10 protein-coding genes are annotated in these 15,833 nt (G+C 39.6%); 3 read left to right on the top strand and 7 right to left on the bottom strand.

The features are described from left to right. Positions 1-295: 295 nt before the first annotated feature. Both OCK74_RS12580 and OCK74_RS12575 read left to right on the top strand, forming a co-directional pair. The gene (locus OCK74_RS12580) at positions 296-2,167 is read left to right on the top strand and encodes a T9SS type A sorting domain-containing protein (RefSeq protein WP_279297400.1); all 1,872 of its coding nucleotides are present in this window, start codon (positions 296-298) and stop codon (positions 2,165-2,167) included. A gap of 3 nt (positions 2,168-2,170) precedes the next feature. Further along, positions 2,171-3,880: a tetratricopeptide repeat-containing sensor histidine kinase gene (locus OCK74_RS12575; protein WP_279297399.1), complete on the top strand. Its 1,710-nt coding sequence runs from the start codon at positions 2,171-2,173 to the stop codon at positions 3,878-3,880. Between the two features lie 38 nt (positions 3,881-3,918). On the opposite strand, the gene OCK74_RS12570 is transcribed toward OCK74_RS12575, so the two are convergent. The 6 genes from OCK74_RS12570 to OCK74_RS12545 all read right to left on the bottom strand — a co-directional run bounded on the left by OCK74_RS12570 (position 3,919) and on the right by OCK74_RS12545 (position 11,333). After that, a complete protein-coding gene (locus OCK74_RS12570) occupies positions 3,919-5,355 on the bottom strand; it encodes a TolC family protein (RefSeq protein ID WP_279297398.1) in 1,437 nt (478 codons plus the stop codon). A 60-nt stretch (positions 5,356-5,415) separates the two neighbouring features. Beyond that, the gene (locus tag OCK74_RS12565) at positions 5,416-7,584 is read right to left on the bottom strand and encodes a peptidase domain-containing ABC transporter (RefSeq protein WP_279297397.1); all 2,169 of its coding nucleotides are present in this window, start codon (positions 7,582-7,584) and stop codon (positions 5,416-5,418) included. Between the two features lie 39 nt (positions 7,585-7,623). After that, on the bottom strand, positions 7,624-8,775 hold the full coding sequence (locus tag OCK74_RS12560) for an HlyD family secretion protein (protein WP_279297396.1): 1,152 nt from the start codon (positions 8,773-8,775) through the stop codon (positions 7,624-7,626). 163 nt (positions 8,776-8,938) lie between these two features. Further along, a complete protein-coding gene (locus tag OCK74_RS12555; protein WP_279297395.1) occupies positions 8,939-9,265 on the bottom strand; it encodes a hypothetical protein in 327 nt (108 codons plus the stop codon). 220 nt (positions 9,266-9,485) lie between these two features. Beyond that, positions 9,486-9,833: a hypothetical protein gene (locus OCK74_RS12550; protein ID WP_279297394.1), complete on the bottom strand. Its 348-nt coding sequence runs from the start codon at positions 9,831-9,833 to the stop codon at positions 9,486-9,488. Positions 9,834-9,947: 114 nt separating this feature from the next. After that, the gene (locus OCK74_RS12545; RefSeq protein ID WP_279297393.1) at positions 9,948-11,333 is read right to left on the bottom strand and encodes a glycosyltransferase; all 1,386 of its coding nucleotides are present in this window, start codon (positions 11,331-11,333) and stop codon (positions 9,948-9,950) included. Positions 11,334-11,772: 439 nt separating this feature from the next. Here OCK74_RS12545 and OCK74_RS12540 point away from each other — a divergent pair, with 439 nt between their 5' ends. Next, the gene (locus tag OCK74_RS12540; RefSeq protein WP_279297392.1) at positions 11,773-12,792 is read left to right on the top strand and encodes a DUF4421 family protein; all 1,020 of its coding nucleotides are present in this window, start codon (positions 11,773-11,775) and stop codon (positions 12,790-12,792) included. 350 nt (positions 12,793-13,142) lie between these two features. Here the strand turns inward: OCK74_RS12540 and OCK74_RS12535 are convergent, their stop codons facing one another. Beyond that, a complete protein-coding gene (locus OCK74_RS12535) occupies positions 13,143-15,449 on the bottom strand; it encodes a hypothetical protein (protein WP_279297391.1) in 2,307 nt (768 codons plus the stop codon). Positions 15,450-15,833: the final 384 nt, after the last annotated feature.

The following is a 15,833-nucleotide window of genomic DNA, read 5'->3' as shown; positions in this document are numbered from 1 at the left end:
GATGCAATTTAGTATGGCTGCTCAAAAGCAAAAACCGTGAAAACACCTGTTTATTCAAGAGTTTTGCGGTTTAGAATCTTCAAAAGAGACCAAGGCTCATCAGCGATTTACTCCTTTTGAAAAAGTTGTACGGGTAGTATAATTACATTAAATTCATATGTATAAAACAGCACAATTTTTATTCGCTCTTTTATTATAGTTGATAAGAAAGGCTCTGAGCTTTTGTATGTAATGATCCACCTGATGAAGCGTCTTGTAATCCTTCCCTTTTACATTGACCTTAAAAAGGTGTTTTATGAAAAAGCTAACACACATTTCCTTTCTTTTTTTCATGTTGAGTCTTCTAGTAATCGATATAAAAGCTCAGGATTGCTCTAATTGCGGGAATGGATGTACTAGTGAAATTGTAAATACAAAAAAAATATCATTTAGTAAGAAAGCTCCTGCTCCATGGGCTATCGATGGAAGAATTTCAGATTGGGAAGAAATATTAGGTTCAAGGAGTGAAGATGATGTTTTAAAACCTTTCGAATTACCTAGTGGAACTGCTTTTAACTGGGCCCTTGATGCCGATAATGAGGAAGAGTTGACTACAGAGTGTTCATCTGATTTTTCTTCTCATATTTTTGATGATCCCTTTCCTAAGCCAGACCAAAATATAAGACTAACTGCTTTTACACATGATGATTTCAACGTGTTCTTTTATTTCCGCCGGCTTGCTCATAGTAATTCCATCAATAGTTTCTATTATTTCTGTGATGTGAATGCTGATGGCTATATGAATGAAGGGGAGCCTGTTTTCCATGCTGCACTTAAGGAAAACAACAGTCTGTCTTTAACTTTAAGCCGTTATTTGCCTGATATTCATCGCAATTTCATTAAAGGCAAGGGAAATCCTTTAGCAATTGTCCAGGAAGATAGCAATGGAATTCGTAGTGGCGGACCCATTGTCCAAAACTATCCTATGCCTGGAAGACTAGAAAAAGTGTTTGATTCAAAGAACGTTCCTCATAAGGAACGCTTAAAAAAGAATGAAACATTTGCCGCTGCCTTTACTGAAGATGGCTATGGCGTAGAGCTTGCTGTCCCATGGCAGTATTTAAAATTATGGATTGTTGATCATAAGAAAAAGAAGCAAATAGAAAAGTTAGAAGACGAATTAGAAAATCTATCAAACAATCAACAATGGCTGAATTCATGGCTTGATCCGTTTGTAGATCAACTTGAGGACATATTTGTGGATCGGTGGAAGAAGACTAAGTCCCTAAAGGCCGGAGAGATTTTTTTCTATAAATTGTCCTTGAAGCGAGGTGGTGGAAAATATACAGATAACGATGTGGCAGATAATGTAGGCAACCCCTGTGATGGAGTTGGGAAGTCTGGAGATGTAGCCTTTGACACAAGCATTTCCACTCCGGTCTTCATTCCCGATTCTGGTTATAGGTTTAAACTAAGCTATACAAACCGAACCAATGCAACTGAAACATTTGATATCACTGGTATTGTCTTCAATGAAATAAAATTTGATCATGAACTACCGCCTAATGACGAGGAAGAAGATATTTCAATCAAGATTTATTCAGATAGAAATTGTAATGGCATACCAGAGCAAAATGATTCGATGGTAACTGTGCCCCTTGGAGGCTCAGTGCCATCTGTGTGTTCGGTAAATACGTTTGCCAACATCCAAACAGAAACGGAACCGAATGCTAAGGCCTGTTTTATCATAGATATTTTGCCGCGTGATCACGCAATGATTGTGAGTGGTGGGGTGAATTTTCAACCTACTGTTAATTTTATACCTGCAGACCCTTGTATCTTTTGCAGTGCCGGTAGGACTATTAAACAGATAGGCATCATGAGATCAAGTTTTTCTTCATTGTTTTTATTTACTAATAATGGTCTGATCAATAAAGCAGAGCAGCATTCTAATCCATCGCAGGTATTAGTATATCCTAATCCTAACAGAGGTTCGGCCATGGTATACTTACCTGCCAAAGAAGGTGCTGCTACTATTGTTCTTGAAGACTATTCAGGAAGGAACCTGCAGCAATGGAAGAACTATGCATCTACAAACCTTCAGATCAACAACCTGAGGCCCGGCTTTTATCTGTTACGCGTATACTATCCTGGTAAAGTGGAAACTAAAAAGATTGTCGTTCAGTAAACTATGAGAAAGCTCATTGCTATTCTTTCAATTTTAAGTAGTGTCTTTATCCTTAAGGCTCAAAGCCAAACTATTGATAGCCTGCAAAGAGTTTTGAAAATCACTACTGTTGATACGACGCGTGTGTTTACTCTTTTAAGGATTTGTCTTGAATATTATTATGTTGTTCCAGATAGTGCCATGTTGTTTGCTCAACAAGCATATCATTTAGCTGAAGAAAAAGAATTCCCATTAGGAGCAGCCCAATCCCTTGCTATTATTGGCGATTTGTTTTTTGAAAAAGGTAACTATGTAAAAGCACTTGAAACCCATGTAAAGGCCCTGGAGATATACGAAAGAATTAAAAGTCCGCTGGGTATGGCAGCCTGTTACAATAATATGGCAATGGTATACCAGGAACAGGAAGATGACCGCAATGCAGTCCGTTATTATCTTAAAGCAAAGGATATTTTCCAGGCTAAGAACAAGAAAGACGATCTCGTAAAAACCTTTATCAACCTGGGTTTTAATTATGAAAAAATGAACCTGTTAGACTCGGCACTATTTTACCAGAATAAAGCCTACGAGTTGGGACTCCAGGTAAAGAATACCGGTGATATTGCTGCCGCCCTTGTAAATCTTGGTGATATTCATCACCGATTGCATCAAGATGAAGTCGCACTAGACCATTATAGAAGGAGCATTCCTTTGGCGTTACAGGAGAATGACAAGCAACTACAGGCAAAAGCCAAATACGGAATCGCCAGAATTTATAAAGATGCTGATGCGACGGATTCGGCTATACTTTATGCAAAGCAATCATTAGCCTCTGCTGTGGATTGTTCTTTTTCCAAAGGGGTCGTGAATGCTGCTGATCTTTTGTCTCACCTCTATGAATCACAAAATAGAATGGATAGTGCTTACTGGTATTTTAAAAAATCGGTGAGCACAAAAGATACCTTATTCAATTCGGAGATCGTAAGAAAGGTACAGATCATCAATCAAAATGAGCAATTGCGTGAACAGGAGAAAAGGGCTGCACTGCAGCGTTACCGGAACAATTTAATCAAATATGCCATCTTAGGGGGCGTTCTTATATTGCTCATTGCAACGGGATTCTGGCTTCGTGTGAACCAATTGAAGAGAGAACAAATGATCAGGACCAAACTCTCCAAGGACCTGCATGATGATTTGGGAAGCACGCTCAATAGCATAAAAGTCTATACCAACCTTGCACTCATTAAAAAAGAAGACGTGCACCTGCTGAAAATAAAAGAGAGCACCCAGGAAGCCATCAGTGGTGTACGGGATATTATGTGGGTATTGGACGATCGTAAAGACGTTATATCCGATTTGCTGCAGCGCATCAGGCAGTTTGCTGTGCCTTTATGTGAGGCCAATGACATCAAATATATCCAGCAAATTCCTGAGGAAGTTTTATACTACAAGTTGGATCAAGAGGAAAAAAGAAGTTTATACTTGATCGTCAAGGAGGCCATCAACAATACGGTCAAGTATGCCAAGGCTTCTGAAGTCCATCTCACGATGGAGCTGTACCTAAAAGGAAAATTATGTATACAGATCAAGGATAATGGACAGGGTTTTGATGTAACAGAGCCTGGTGAGGGTAATGGATTGAAGAACATGAAGTACAGGGCTGAACGGATCGGATACTATTTCAATATCAACGCTGTTATTGGCCAGGGTACGATTATTGAGCTTAAAAAGCATTAATAAAGGATGATAAATTGTTGTTGGAATCTCCACTTGCACTACATTTTCAATCCTTCACCCTTATAAAACTCTAAAACCTTCATTTTAAATACATACTCGTACTGTGCTAACAGCTCTTGTGATTTTGCATTGTACCAATGGTTTTGAGCTGTAATGACGTCAAAAGTGCTCAACAGTCCTAATTCGTAGCGCTTCATTGCAGCATCAAAGGCTTTTTTGGCTGCCTCCTGGCTTTTCTTTTCAGCATTGAACTTTTGTAAGGAAGTAATGGCATCTGAAAACGCTTTGTAAATTTCCTGTTTCAATATCATGTCGTCCTGCTGTTGCTGCAATTCAACCGCCTTTATTTTTAATTTGGCTCGTTGAAAACTAGTGCGGGCCGAGCCGCCATTAAAGATGGGAATGGTCATACTTAAACCAAAGTTATTTCCAAAGTTGTTGGCTAACTGGGTACCGAACGGATCGGCATAGAAGCGGTATTGAGTTGAACGGACAGGAACAATTACTGAGTCTTTCGTGCGTTCTACAATGCCGATCCTGGTATAGCCATTTAGTTTATAGCCATTAGCCTCTGCTTTATTCCTGGCATTAGAATAACCTGTCTGTAAGTTTCCATATAATGATATGGACGGATACATAGTCGCTTTTGCTGCCTCTACATTTTTATGAGCAGCTTTTAACCGGAGCCTGTTTACTTGCTGTTGAGGGAAATTGTTCAAGGCCAACTGGTAAAGGGCTTCGGGCTGTAAATATGAAAGCGGCTCTAACTTTATGGAATCAACTGGCGGTGTTTGAATATCGAATGGCATGGCTGCGTCCAGGTTGAGCAATGCTTTCATGTATAGAAGTGACTTTATTTCAGCTTCTTTAGCAGTTATAAAACTGGCACTGTCCTGGGCGAGTTGTGCTTCCAACTGCACTGCATTCAGTTCTGGTAATAAGCCCGCCTTTATCAGCTTTCTTGTATTGGATAACTGCGCTATTCTTTGTTGGATCTGAACAATGTTGACTTTCACCTGTTGCTTATTCAATAAGGCCTGCAAATAGGCTCCTACCACATTTAAGGAAAGATCGTTTTTCAGTCTTTCTATAGATGCCTCTGAGGCTTCTGCCATATAACGGTCTGCTGCTATTGTATTACGCTTACTATAAAAGTTAAATACTTCTACGGAGCCTTGTAAACTAAAAGTAGAATAAAAAATACTTTGCGTGGTGAACTGATTCGTCGTGCGATCTATAGAACGGCCTGATGTTAATCCTGTTGAATTAGAAAAGTTCACTGAGGGATATTGTGACAGTTTGCTTTGCTGATAAATTAGTTGGTCATAACGAGCCTGTATCTCCTGTTGTTGAACAGAGGTATTATGATCAAGTGCGTATGCAGCACACTGCTTTAGATCCCACTGATCCTGGGCCATGCAAAGATGAAACGAGGCCGTCATGATCAACAGTAAATAAAAGTTATGTTTTTCCATATACCTATATTTTAAATAAGCATTATTAGTGGGGTATAGAGTGTATGATACCAGGGAATATCAGGAAGCTAAAGAGTAGCTGTTCTGTTGCCACAATTGATGATAATGGCCTTGTAACTGTATTAAGTCCAGGTGCGTTCCCATTTCGATCAGTTTGCCATGGCTCAGGACCAGGATAGTGTCGCATTTGCAAACAGTAGATAGCCGGTGTGCAATGATGATGATGGTTTTACCTTGCTGCTTAAAATGCTGTAAGGCTTGCTGAACTTTCTGTTCACTGATGACATCCAATGAGGAGGTAGCCTCATCCAGGACCAGTATTTCAGGATTACGGTACAATGCCCTGGCAATGGCTATCCGCTGACGTTGTCCACCTGATAGGTTAATGCCTTGTTCATTTAAAGAGGTGTGATATCCATTGGGTAATTTTTCTATAAAGTCAGTTATACCCAGCATATGGGAAAGCTCAATAATCCTTTTCATATCTGGTTCCATATCGCCCAAGGCAATATTTTCAATGATCGTACCGGCAAAAAGGTCAATGTGTTGAGGAACAATGCCTATCATACTTCGTAAACTATCATTTGATATTTGTTTGATGTCGATATTGCCAATATTGATCTTTCCTTTCTGTAAGGGATAAAGATTTTGAAATAAGGAAAGTAAGGTTGATTTGCCACTTCCACTTTCTCCTACAATAGCTGTAGCTTCTCCTTTCCGGATTTCCAGGTCCAACCCTTTAAAAACTTGTGTACTGGTGCCATACCGGAAATGAACATTGATGAATTGGATGTTGTCAACAAGTTCAGGGGTTAGCGTAAGCTTATGTTCATCTGATTCCTCCGTTTCTAAATCTATGATCTCAAACAAGCGATCGGCAGCGATCAAAGCATCCTGGATGCTGCGATTGGCAGTAATAAGGGAAGACGCGGGACCTGTAAAATATCCTATCAAAGCATAAAAGGAAAGTAGTTCGCCCGGAGAAAGTTCGTGGTTGATCACAAAATAGCTACCACTCCAAAGAATAATTATGGTAAATAAACGTGTGATCAATTCCAGGCTTGTTCCTGAGTACACGGATAAGATACTTGATTTATAAACTGTTCTCAGTAGACTAACAAAACGGTTTTCTATTTTTGAGTTTGCATATTGTTCCAGACCAAAACGCTTGATGGTACCCACAGCATTTAAACTTTCTACTAAATGGGTGCCTAATTCGGCTCCATCTTCCATTAACTTTCGACCCCATTTTCTGTTGATTCGCCTGGACATCCTGTAAATGGCCAGGTAAAATGGAATGATGGCAATGATAATAAAAGCCAACTTCCAGTAGTATAAAAACATAATGGCTATGGAGAATCCTATAATCAGGGTGTTCACTACTAAACTTACAGCTACCTCATTGATGACCACACGAATCTTTACAGCGTCATTGATCCGGCTCATGATTTCACCGACTTTCATGGTATCAAAAAAGCGTTGAGGCAAGGAGAGTAAATGTTTGTAGTATCCTAAGATCAGTTTGGCGTCAATGTTTTGTGCAGTCTGCAGGGCAAAAATTCTTTTAATCACTCCAATAATGAGCTGAAAAAATAACAAAGCAATCATGATCACACTCAATAAATTGAGTAATCGGATGTTGCCCTCCACCAGTACAAAGTCAATTAGCTTTTGAACATAAATGGAGCCGGACAAGCCTAAGAGCGTATAGACTAACGCTCCGAAAAAAGCTTGAAACATCATGCCTTTATGGGGTTGAACCAGTTGCCAGAACCGGTTGAAGTTGCTCGTTTTCCGGTTTCCTTTTTCAAAGCTTTCACCCGGTACAAGTAATACCAAAACACCCGTCCATTCTTCTTTGAATTCATCATGCGTTTTCTTATAAATACAACCATCTGCCGGGTCCATGATGATTATGTGACTATGTGTCGTATTATAGATGACCACATAGTGATAAAGACCATCTTTAAAAACTACATGCGCAATGGAGGGCTTAGGGATTTCAAATAAACTTTCGAAGGTGCCTTTTACTCCCCTTGCTTCAAAACCCAATTGTTCGACAGCTTCCAACATGCCTAGCACATTTGTGCCTCTTTTGTCCGTGCTAGCCAATTGCCTGATTTGGCTTACTGGTAAATGCAAATTATAAAAAGCTGCCACAGAAGCGATACAAGCAGCTCCACAATCTTTGATATCGCGCTGTCTGACTTTTATTCTTTTCGGTAGCATATGTATATTTTATATTCGTGAAGTGATGGAAAGAGATGCTCACTGTTCACTTGCTGATGGATTTGTCCAGTCGTCGATTTTATCAAAAAGCAACTGCCAGAGACTTCTTTGGGTAAGGATAAAACGGGCCTGGATGGTCAATCCTTTTTTTAACTGACCTGTGAAACCATTTTTTAAATGCAGTTGCTTTTGATCGAAGGAACAACGCACCTTAAATGTGGACTGATTGTTTACAAGCGTAAAATCATTATCTATTGATATTAGTTTGCCTGTAACTATGCCAAAATATTTATAATCAAACGCATCTATTTGGAACTTTACTTCCTGTCCCTTCCTGAGCAGTCCTGCATCTCTTGTGGGTATATAACATTCAGCTACCAGTTCAGTTTCCGGAGAAAGTGTGCCTAAGGTTTCACCTGCCTGCAGAAGGCCGCCTATATATTTAGCATTAATTCCTTGCAAGGTTCCTCTTACCGGCGCTTTCACCTCGTAGTATTTGGCGTCTTGTGTTAATTGCTGTTGTTGTGCCTGTAATTGGGAAAGTTCCAGCCGGTATTTCTCCAATTCCCCTTGCCATATACTTAACTGTTCTTGCCTGAATGCTTTTGTAGCAGCCTGCAATTTGTCATTCTCAATTTTTTTGTCCTTTAATTCGTTTGGAGCCATAACGCCTTCTGCAGTCAGCTGGGTATAATTTTTTAATTCGCTCTTTATTTTTTTAAGGGCTGTAATTTGTTCGGCTTGCTGGTATGAAAAGCGGCTAGCCTGTTGTTTGTAAATGGGGGAAATCAAAGTGCTGTAAATATGCTGTGTGACTGCATTATTTGAAGTAAGCAATTGAAGGTCGTGGATGAACTGCTGGCGATGAGCAATTTCAAAGTCGGTCTGCATCTTTTGATTACCCGTACTGTTATTTTTTATCCTTAGAATCACAGCCTCTTTGGGTACCACCTGGCCTTCTGCATAATCAATACTTTCTATAATGCCACTAACGGCTGCTTTGATTTCGGTACGTTCGTGTAATGGCCGGATGATTCCTGAAGCTTTTACAGCAATATCGAAGTAAAAGAATGGAAGCGCTGCCAAGCCTAGCATCAGCATGAATAGGATCACCCAATATATACTGAGCACATTTTTATTCAGGCGGCATAAATAAACTTCTTTGCAATTTGAGTCAAAAGGAAGAATCATATATCGATGTTGAATATTCCTGATATTTTGAAGCATAAGGTTTAGCTTATGACTGCTAAACCTTATTACCAGTCCATCATTTATCCGAGAGCATGGGACTGGATTTGGCCAGGGCGGCGGATCTGGAACGGGCGTTGGCGCTAGAGTAGAAAATTGTGCAAGACTAGTTATTGTATGCATCAGACAAGAAGAGCCAAGGATCAATGGAGTGTTTTGTTTCCGTCAACAAGCCGGAATCACTCAATTGAATTTGCAATAATGATTGAGCTTGACGTATATGCCAGATAAAGTATGTTCTACCCGGTTTCGCCGGTTGCATCATTTCTGGAAAAAGATCATTCAACAAGCCATTCCAGCAAGCTTGTACCAACTGTTCTTCAGCAGATAAGTTATCGCTTTCTTTTGAAGTCTCTTTTTCACACAATTCCCGCCGGGTTAAAGAGGTGCTGGTGACCAGCAGTATTTCGAGTTGATTGTTATCGTTTTTCATGATCATTGTTTTTAATCGACGATGTAAAACTACATTTGGCGGATGCCCCAAATCAAGGGTGAAAACACCTGTTTTCAGAGGGTGATTACCAGGTGTAAATAATGGTATAGATAATTAATTGGAGCCTGGTTTTGTAAGCAATAAGGCTTCACCATGAAGGCCAAGCCTTATTGTGTTCTCCTGATTGAATGTTTCAATCGCTTTACTGTGATTGCCGAGTCTAACACGAATACCCATCAATTTCTGGCTCCTGGGAAACAGGCTGAGGTTGAGGTTCAGGCTCAAAGCAACCGCTTTCAGAAGCACCAACTGCTGCTCCAGCTAAAAAACCGATTGCTGCTCCTACTCCTACTACTAATGGCGCTGCAACACCAAAAGCCGGGGCGACTTCAGCACCTGCTGCAGCGCCTGCTATAGCACCTGCAGTTGCATATCCTGCTGTTCCAGTAACGCATTGCGCATCAACATCGCCACCATAAGTTTCTTCCATCTGTGTTAGTGATAAAGCTGTAGTTGTTTTTTCTAATTGTGCGAATGCTTCAATTTGTTTCAGATTAATTGTTGACATAAATAAAAGTTTAATTATTGATGTACTCGTCTTTAGCATGTGCGCCAATGCGGGCTTACAGTACATTGCTCCCATGCGTTGATCTGACGCAATTATTTTAAGTTGTAGGATTGTTTATCGTTTATGCATCCAGGTATTCCGTTTTGGCGTATGAATACCGGAGTTTGGGTTTGTGATGTAAGCTTCTATAAAATTCAGACCTCTTTCAAAGCTATCATTCTCCAGGCATCTTGCCTTCAGGTTTTTTATATTTGATTTGAACGTGCTCTCCTGCAATACCTTTTCGATTTTACTGTCAATTTCCGCTTCCGTATCTTTTATCATGTTTCCCCTGACACCTAAACCATGATAAACGACTCGTGCTGCATTTCCTTCCTGATCAAGTTCAGGGTTTAACGGATACACCAGCATAGGGACTTCTTTTAAAATGCATTCCTGGATCGATTGCATGCCCCCCTGGTTGATCATTAAATCACATTTTGAAAGTATTTCCAGTTGAGACAGGTTTTGGTATAGATATATATTGGGTGCATTAAAGTTGAACCAGGCGGGATTGATATCTCTACCCGTAGATGCCAGTAAGAGATAATTTCTTTTTTTCAAGAATACGTTTAACAATTTAATCAGAAACATGATTCTTGTCATTTTATATTTTGAATCATAACTTCCAAATGAACAATACACAATTTTTTCAAAGCTATTCTTCTCAGACTTCAACAGAATTTCCGAAATATGATGGTCCATTGGTAGTTCATTTCTGGATAGGTTTACACAGGGACACATATAGAGTTGATTATTCTCAATTTCCCTGGGAAAGTCAAACTCCTGCAGGGAAAGTATGATCTCCGGCGCTATTTTTATTCCAAAATGTGTAACGCGGTTTTGATTGATGATTTCTTTCGGAGCGTAATTATTTCTTTGGAGGTATTTCTTTGTCAGTTCGAAGTTGGATGCTCCAAAGAACTTTATCCTGTCAATTAGTTTTGCATATTGGTTTTTGAGCAAACGACCTTGCCATAATAATGCTACTTGTATTCTACTCCATATATTGTTTTTCGGTATGAAGGAAGAAGTAAAAGGAGGGACCAGTGGCGCTTTATTTAGGCTCACTTTGGTAGTGAAAACCATGAACTTAATTTTCTTTTCGAGAAGAATAGGAAATAGTGCGCTTAATGAAACGTCCAAGATCATTAAGTCAGGTTTAAACTTGCTAATTGCTGCTTCTAAAGGCGAGCCATTTAAAAAATAGTTCTTGTACTGTTGATTGATCTTATACCTGAAAATCAATTTCTTTATCCAATTACCTTCCGGAGCTTTTTCATGTGTAGTAAAGTTTGCATGATTATAAAACTCGAAACCTTGCCTGATGATTGTTTCCTTGAAACTTTGATGCCCTAAATATATCACTCTATGGTTTCTATTCATTAGTTCCTGGGCGAGTTTATAAGTTGCATTGTAATGACTAGCAGTGTCAAGACATTTAAATATTATTGTGGACATAGCTTTAACATTAAGTTTCTACTACACATATTTCTTATTATCGGTGAAATGATTGGTATAAATTATCTGTATATCTTTTCATGATATACTGGATTAAAAAATCGTTGATTATTACTGTTGTTTGTATCAACGATGTAAAACTACATGTGACAGATGCCCCGTATCAAGGGTGAAAACACCTGTTTTTAGAAAGGGATATTCTGGTGTATAAATCAGCCGCTATTTATTTGGTATTCAGAGTGTCAATGATGAAAGGCCAACGTGGATACAGTATTATATCAATGAATAACGTAATAATTATACCTTATCCACATAAAAATATTGCTTGACTGGATCATCCTGGTTCGTAAATTAGTACTGTTAGGTTGTTCAATAAAAATTTGCCTCGATGCGAGTCCGGCTTTACTTAGTTGCTTTCGTGTTTTTATCTTTTATAAACATGCAGTCATTATTGTGTCAACAGAACAAGGATAGTACACTGCATAGCCATAAAAACACGAAGGACTCCATTTATATGATAAGGTTAGATACCTTACTGCATTTGCAATCATGGATCAGTGCCAACCAGATGAAGTACACTCTTGTTTATAACGAGGATTTCAAATTGGTTCTTGCACCAAATGAAACTAACAATTTGTCTTTCGGTTTCAGCTACCGTTATTTAGATCTCGGCCTGAGCTTTTCGCCGCAGTTTCTAAATGCAGACCAGGATAATGATCAAAAAGGAGCATCAGAACAATTCAGCTTCAGAACCGGGTTCGGTATTCACAGGTTCTATTTGAATTTTGACCTTAGTTCGGTAAAGGGCTTTTACTTAAAAAACAGTGTTGATTTTTCCAGGGGCAGTCTCCCTGATTCGCCTTATCTCGTTTATCCGGATCTCACCATTAAGAATTTCAGCACAATGGTAAGATATAATGCCAATCAAAAATTTTCTACGGCTGCGCTTGCTGGAGGAACTCAGGTACAGCGGCGATCGGCCTATACCATATTACCTTCTTTGCAATTTGCAACATTTAATTTTCATGATGATTCAAAAAATACCGGGGTACAAAACGAAAGTACATACAGTACGGATCTTAATGTATTGCTTCCGGTGGCGGGTACTCTTGTTATCTCGCCAAAATTTTCTGCAAGCCTGGTAGTTGGTCCCAGCTTCGGAGTGGATTTTTTTAAATCTGTTTCTATTGATGATTCTAACAAAGTAGTATTATCAAAAGGAACAAAATTCACGACAGGTTATAGTTTACAAACATCGATCAGCTATCATTCAAAGAGGTTTTTTGCCGGTTTCGAATCCCGGAACAGAAGTTATGGACATAAAATTGAAGATATTTCCAGGCTGATCAAACAATACTCCTATTTTCAGGTGTTCATCGGGTGGCGACTGACTGCTCCTCGCTTTGCAAAAAGATCTCTTGACTGGGTCAATAAGATATCTCCCATTAATTTTGATTAACGGAAGTTGGCTACATTCAATATCAAAGGCATCTCATATCTAATTGAGTAATAAGTGATATTCATTACTATTCAATAGGGAGTTTTGTCCGGACAGGGAAGAAGGTAGTTGCTGTACTATCCTGATAAAATTGTTTCTCATCAGGACAGGGCGGGGGTGGCAGATTGTTATGCTTGTTTTGCCGATAAAAGATGGGTATTTGTCGAAAGTGAGGTAAAATAGCCGGATGTCTGAATTAGTTTTACATCATCAAATCAAACACAAAGGCTTTGCAAAAAGCTTCTTTATAAACGACTTGGTTTCGTATGGTTAAGGGTGAAGCCCTGCTATTCCTAGCGGGGCACTTTTTTTTACTGCCGGTAAACAAACAATTTGCGCAGTTCTCTTTTGTCTTTTAAATCTGATGTATCACTAGGATTCTTTATTACCATTTGTTCTAAAGCCTTGTTCAACCTGGTTACGGCTGTATTACTCAATATCCAGTTCATCGGGAATTTCCTGGTATTTAAAGGAAGGTACAGGCTGATAAACGCTCCATTCAGTTCCTTTACGTATTGTTGTAAATAGTACTGAGCCACATTTGATCGGCCTGAACGTGTATTGTAAATGCCTCCCACTACTTCCATCACTTCACTGAATGCTTTTACACTTTTGCTTTTAATGGTTGTGTCGTCATCTCCAAAGTTGAACTGAAGGACATAAGGTTTAATGGGTTTATTATTTAGTTTCAAGGCTTTCATTACTTCCAACAAAGTTTCAGCACCTGTGTTTTCATAATAGCCGCCATCAATAAAATGTCTTCTTATCCTATTCTGTTTGTCATAGATGGCTGCACCCGGTGAAATCAAAGGAAAGCGCGTACTCAGGTTGATCGCTGTGCTATAAGCGATGTCTGTTTTTACCCGTCTCGATACATCTCTTTGTTTGCTTAAAGGTAAGCTATCGATGATGGTGTTGCTCCAGATGCATTGAAGTCCGGTTTCTACTTCTGTTGTATTGATAAAAACTGCTGGTAACCTATTATTTACAGTTTGATTAAACGATCCTGCCAATACGTTTTTCTCCTTGTCTATTTGGTGCCAGCCATCTTCCCAAGCTTCTTCCAGCGCAATGGCCCTGTCCAGCCGGTTGATGTGAAAAGGTATAAAGTAGTTGATGATCTCGCCAAAGACCAGCTTCCCGGTTACAGCTGCCAGAAAGTCTGTTTTGAAGAATGTTTCTGTTGCCGATGCAAAACTTACTGTGTCGCTATTGATTTTGCGGTTCAAGTAAACAGCATTGAAGAAGTTGGTTCCGAGAGTTCCGCCCGATACACCGCTGTAACAGTAGATGTATTTACTGAATGAAGGGTATTGGTCAGCGAGCTTGGCCAGGATCATGGCGGTAAATGCGCCAGTGCGCAGGGCTCCTCCTTCTGCGGCAATAAAAACTACGGGCACAGTGTCTTTTTTCAGACCATCGCGGTAAGTCCTGTCTGCTATATTTCTCCGAAGTGTGTCTGCCTGCAGGTAGTGAAACCAGTCATCAAAGTGTTGGGTGAGCTGGGGTCTTTTATCAACGGCAGCTTCATTTAATATTCTTACCTGGTGATCTTTATTGAAAAAGGTTGTGATCAGAAACATCACCATCAGAAAGAAACGAAAGGGGAATTTGGACTGGACTTTGTCCAGGTAATGAAGGCCTGTATATATGATCTGCCAGCAAGCAAAGGCCAGGCAAATCATGGCTGTAGCACCAAACAGCATGTATGCTTTGACTTCTACAATGAAGGCAAATGTGATGATGAATAGAAATGCCAGAACAGATAATACGAACAGTTGTCTGAACAAGCATTTATAGAAAGACCTGGGTATTTTAAACATCCAGATGTATAAATTGTTATCCTGGCGCGGGTTGTTATTATAAGCCAGGAATTCCTTTGGTAAAGTCATGCCATTGGGTAATGTTGTTTCACGAGGCAAGTCGGGCCCGTTGTATGCAGAACCCTCCATATTGGTGTATATATCCGGGATATCCACTCGTACGTCATTTAAAATGCCGTATAGTTTTCTTACCCATTGATCCTCCCTGGGGCTAATGGCCAGCCATTGAAGGCTTTGGTATTTTTGAGCCGCTTTCACTATGCCATTTCCTACATACAACCAGTATAAGAGTAATCCCAAGAAGCATAAAAGAAGAATGATCAATCCAAAAGCCAGGTTGATGGAAGGTGTATAAAAATCCTTGTGGTTAGAAAACCAGGCCTTACAAAAGGCCAGGATCATTAATACAAGAGGAAAAAACAGGGAAACACGGGCGATGACCTTTTGAAGATGCTTTCGATAGTCTACACGAACCTTTGCAAGAGATCTGCCTGAGTTGTCTGATAGGTAAATAATAAACCGTGAACAGAATTCTGCTGCAATGCTCCAGAAGAATAGTGTTACCAATAACCAAAACAGGGGGATTATCCTGAATTGGTTGGCTGCATCTTCAGCTATGGATAATAGAACATCAGTGCCTTGGTCTACGAATAGGAAGGCGAAGATGGCCAGTAAGTCGAAGAGTATTAGCAACCATAGGCCTCTTATTGTAATTGTTGTATCACTTACTTTTTGAAATAGGGTATATCTGAACTTCCCGGTAACAAGTTTATCAGCATCTGGCTTCATGCTCATAATGTGGTGTTTAAGGTTATTCCTTTGTTTGGGTTTGTTTAAATAGGGGAGGGGAAAATGAGAGGGTAAAGTGATTGTAAAATATAATAAATTTATAAGGTGTGCAAGGGGTGTGTATAATGTGTGAATTCACCTCTATCATTCGTAGATTCAGTATACATACAGTATACTTAAAGTAGGGCTAAAGTATTCCAACAGCATTCCTCCATTCCCTCTACTTACTCCATGCTGAATGGATACTTACTCCCTGTCTACTCCGTACATCAGCCGTACTTTAGCTATACTTAAGCCGTACCTAAGCCTAGGCTACTTCGACCATCCTTCGATCATCCTTCGACTATCCTTCGACCATCTTTCGACTATGCTTCGATCTGAATTGAGCAA

The organism is Paraflavisolibacter caeni, from assembly GCF_025628885.1.
Classification (GTDB): Bacteria; Bacteroidota; Bacteroidia; order Chitinophagales; family Chitinophagaceae; genus Flavisolibacter; species Flavisolibacter caeni.
The sequence above is the reverse complement of the archived record's forward strand: the minus strand, read 5'-3'. Positions and strand labels throughout refer to the sequence as shown.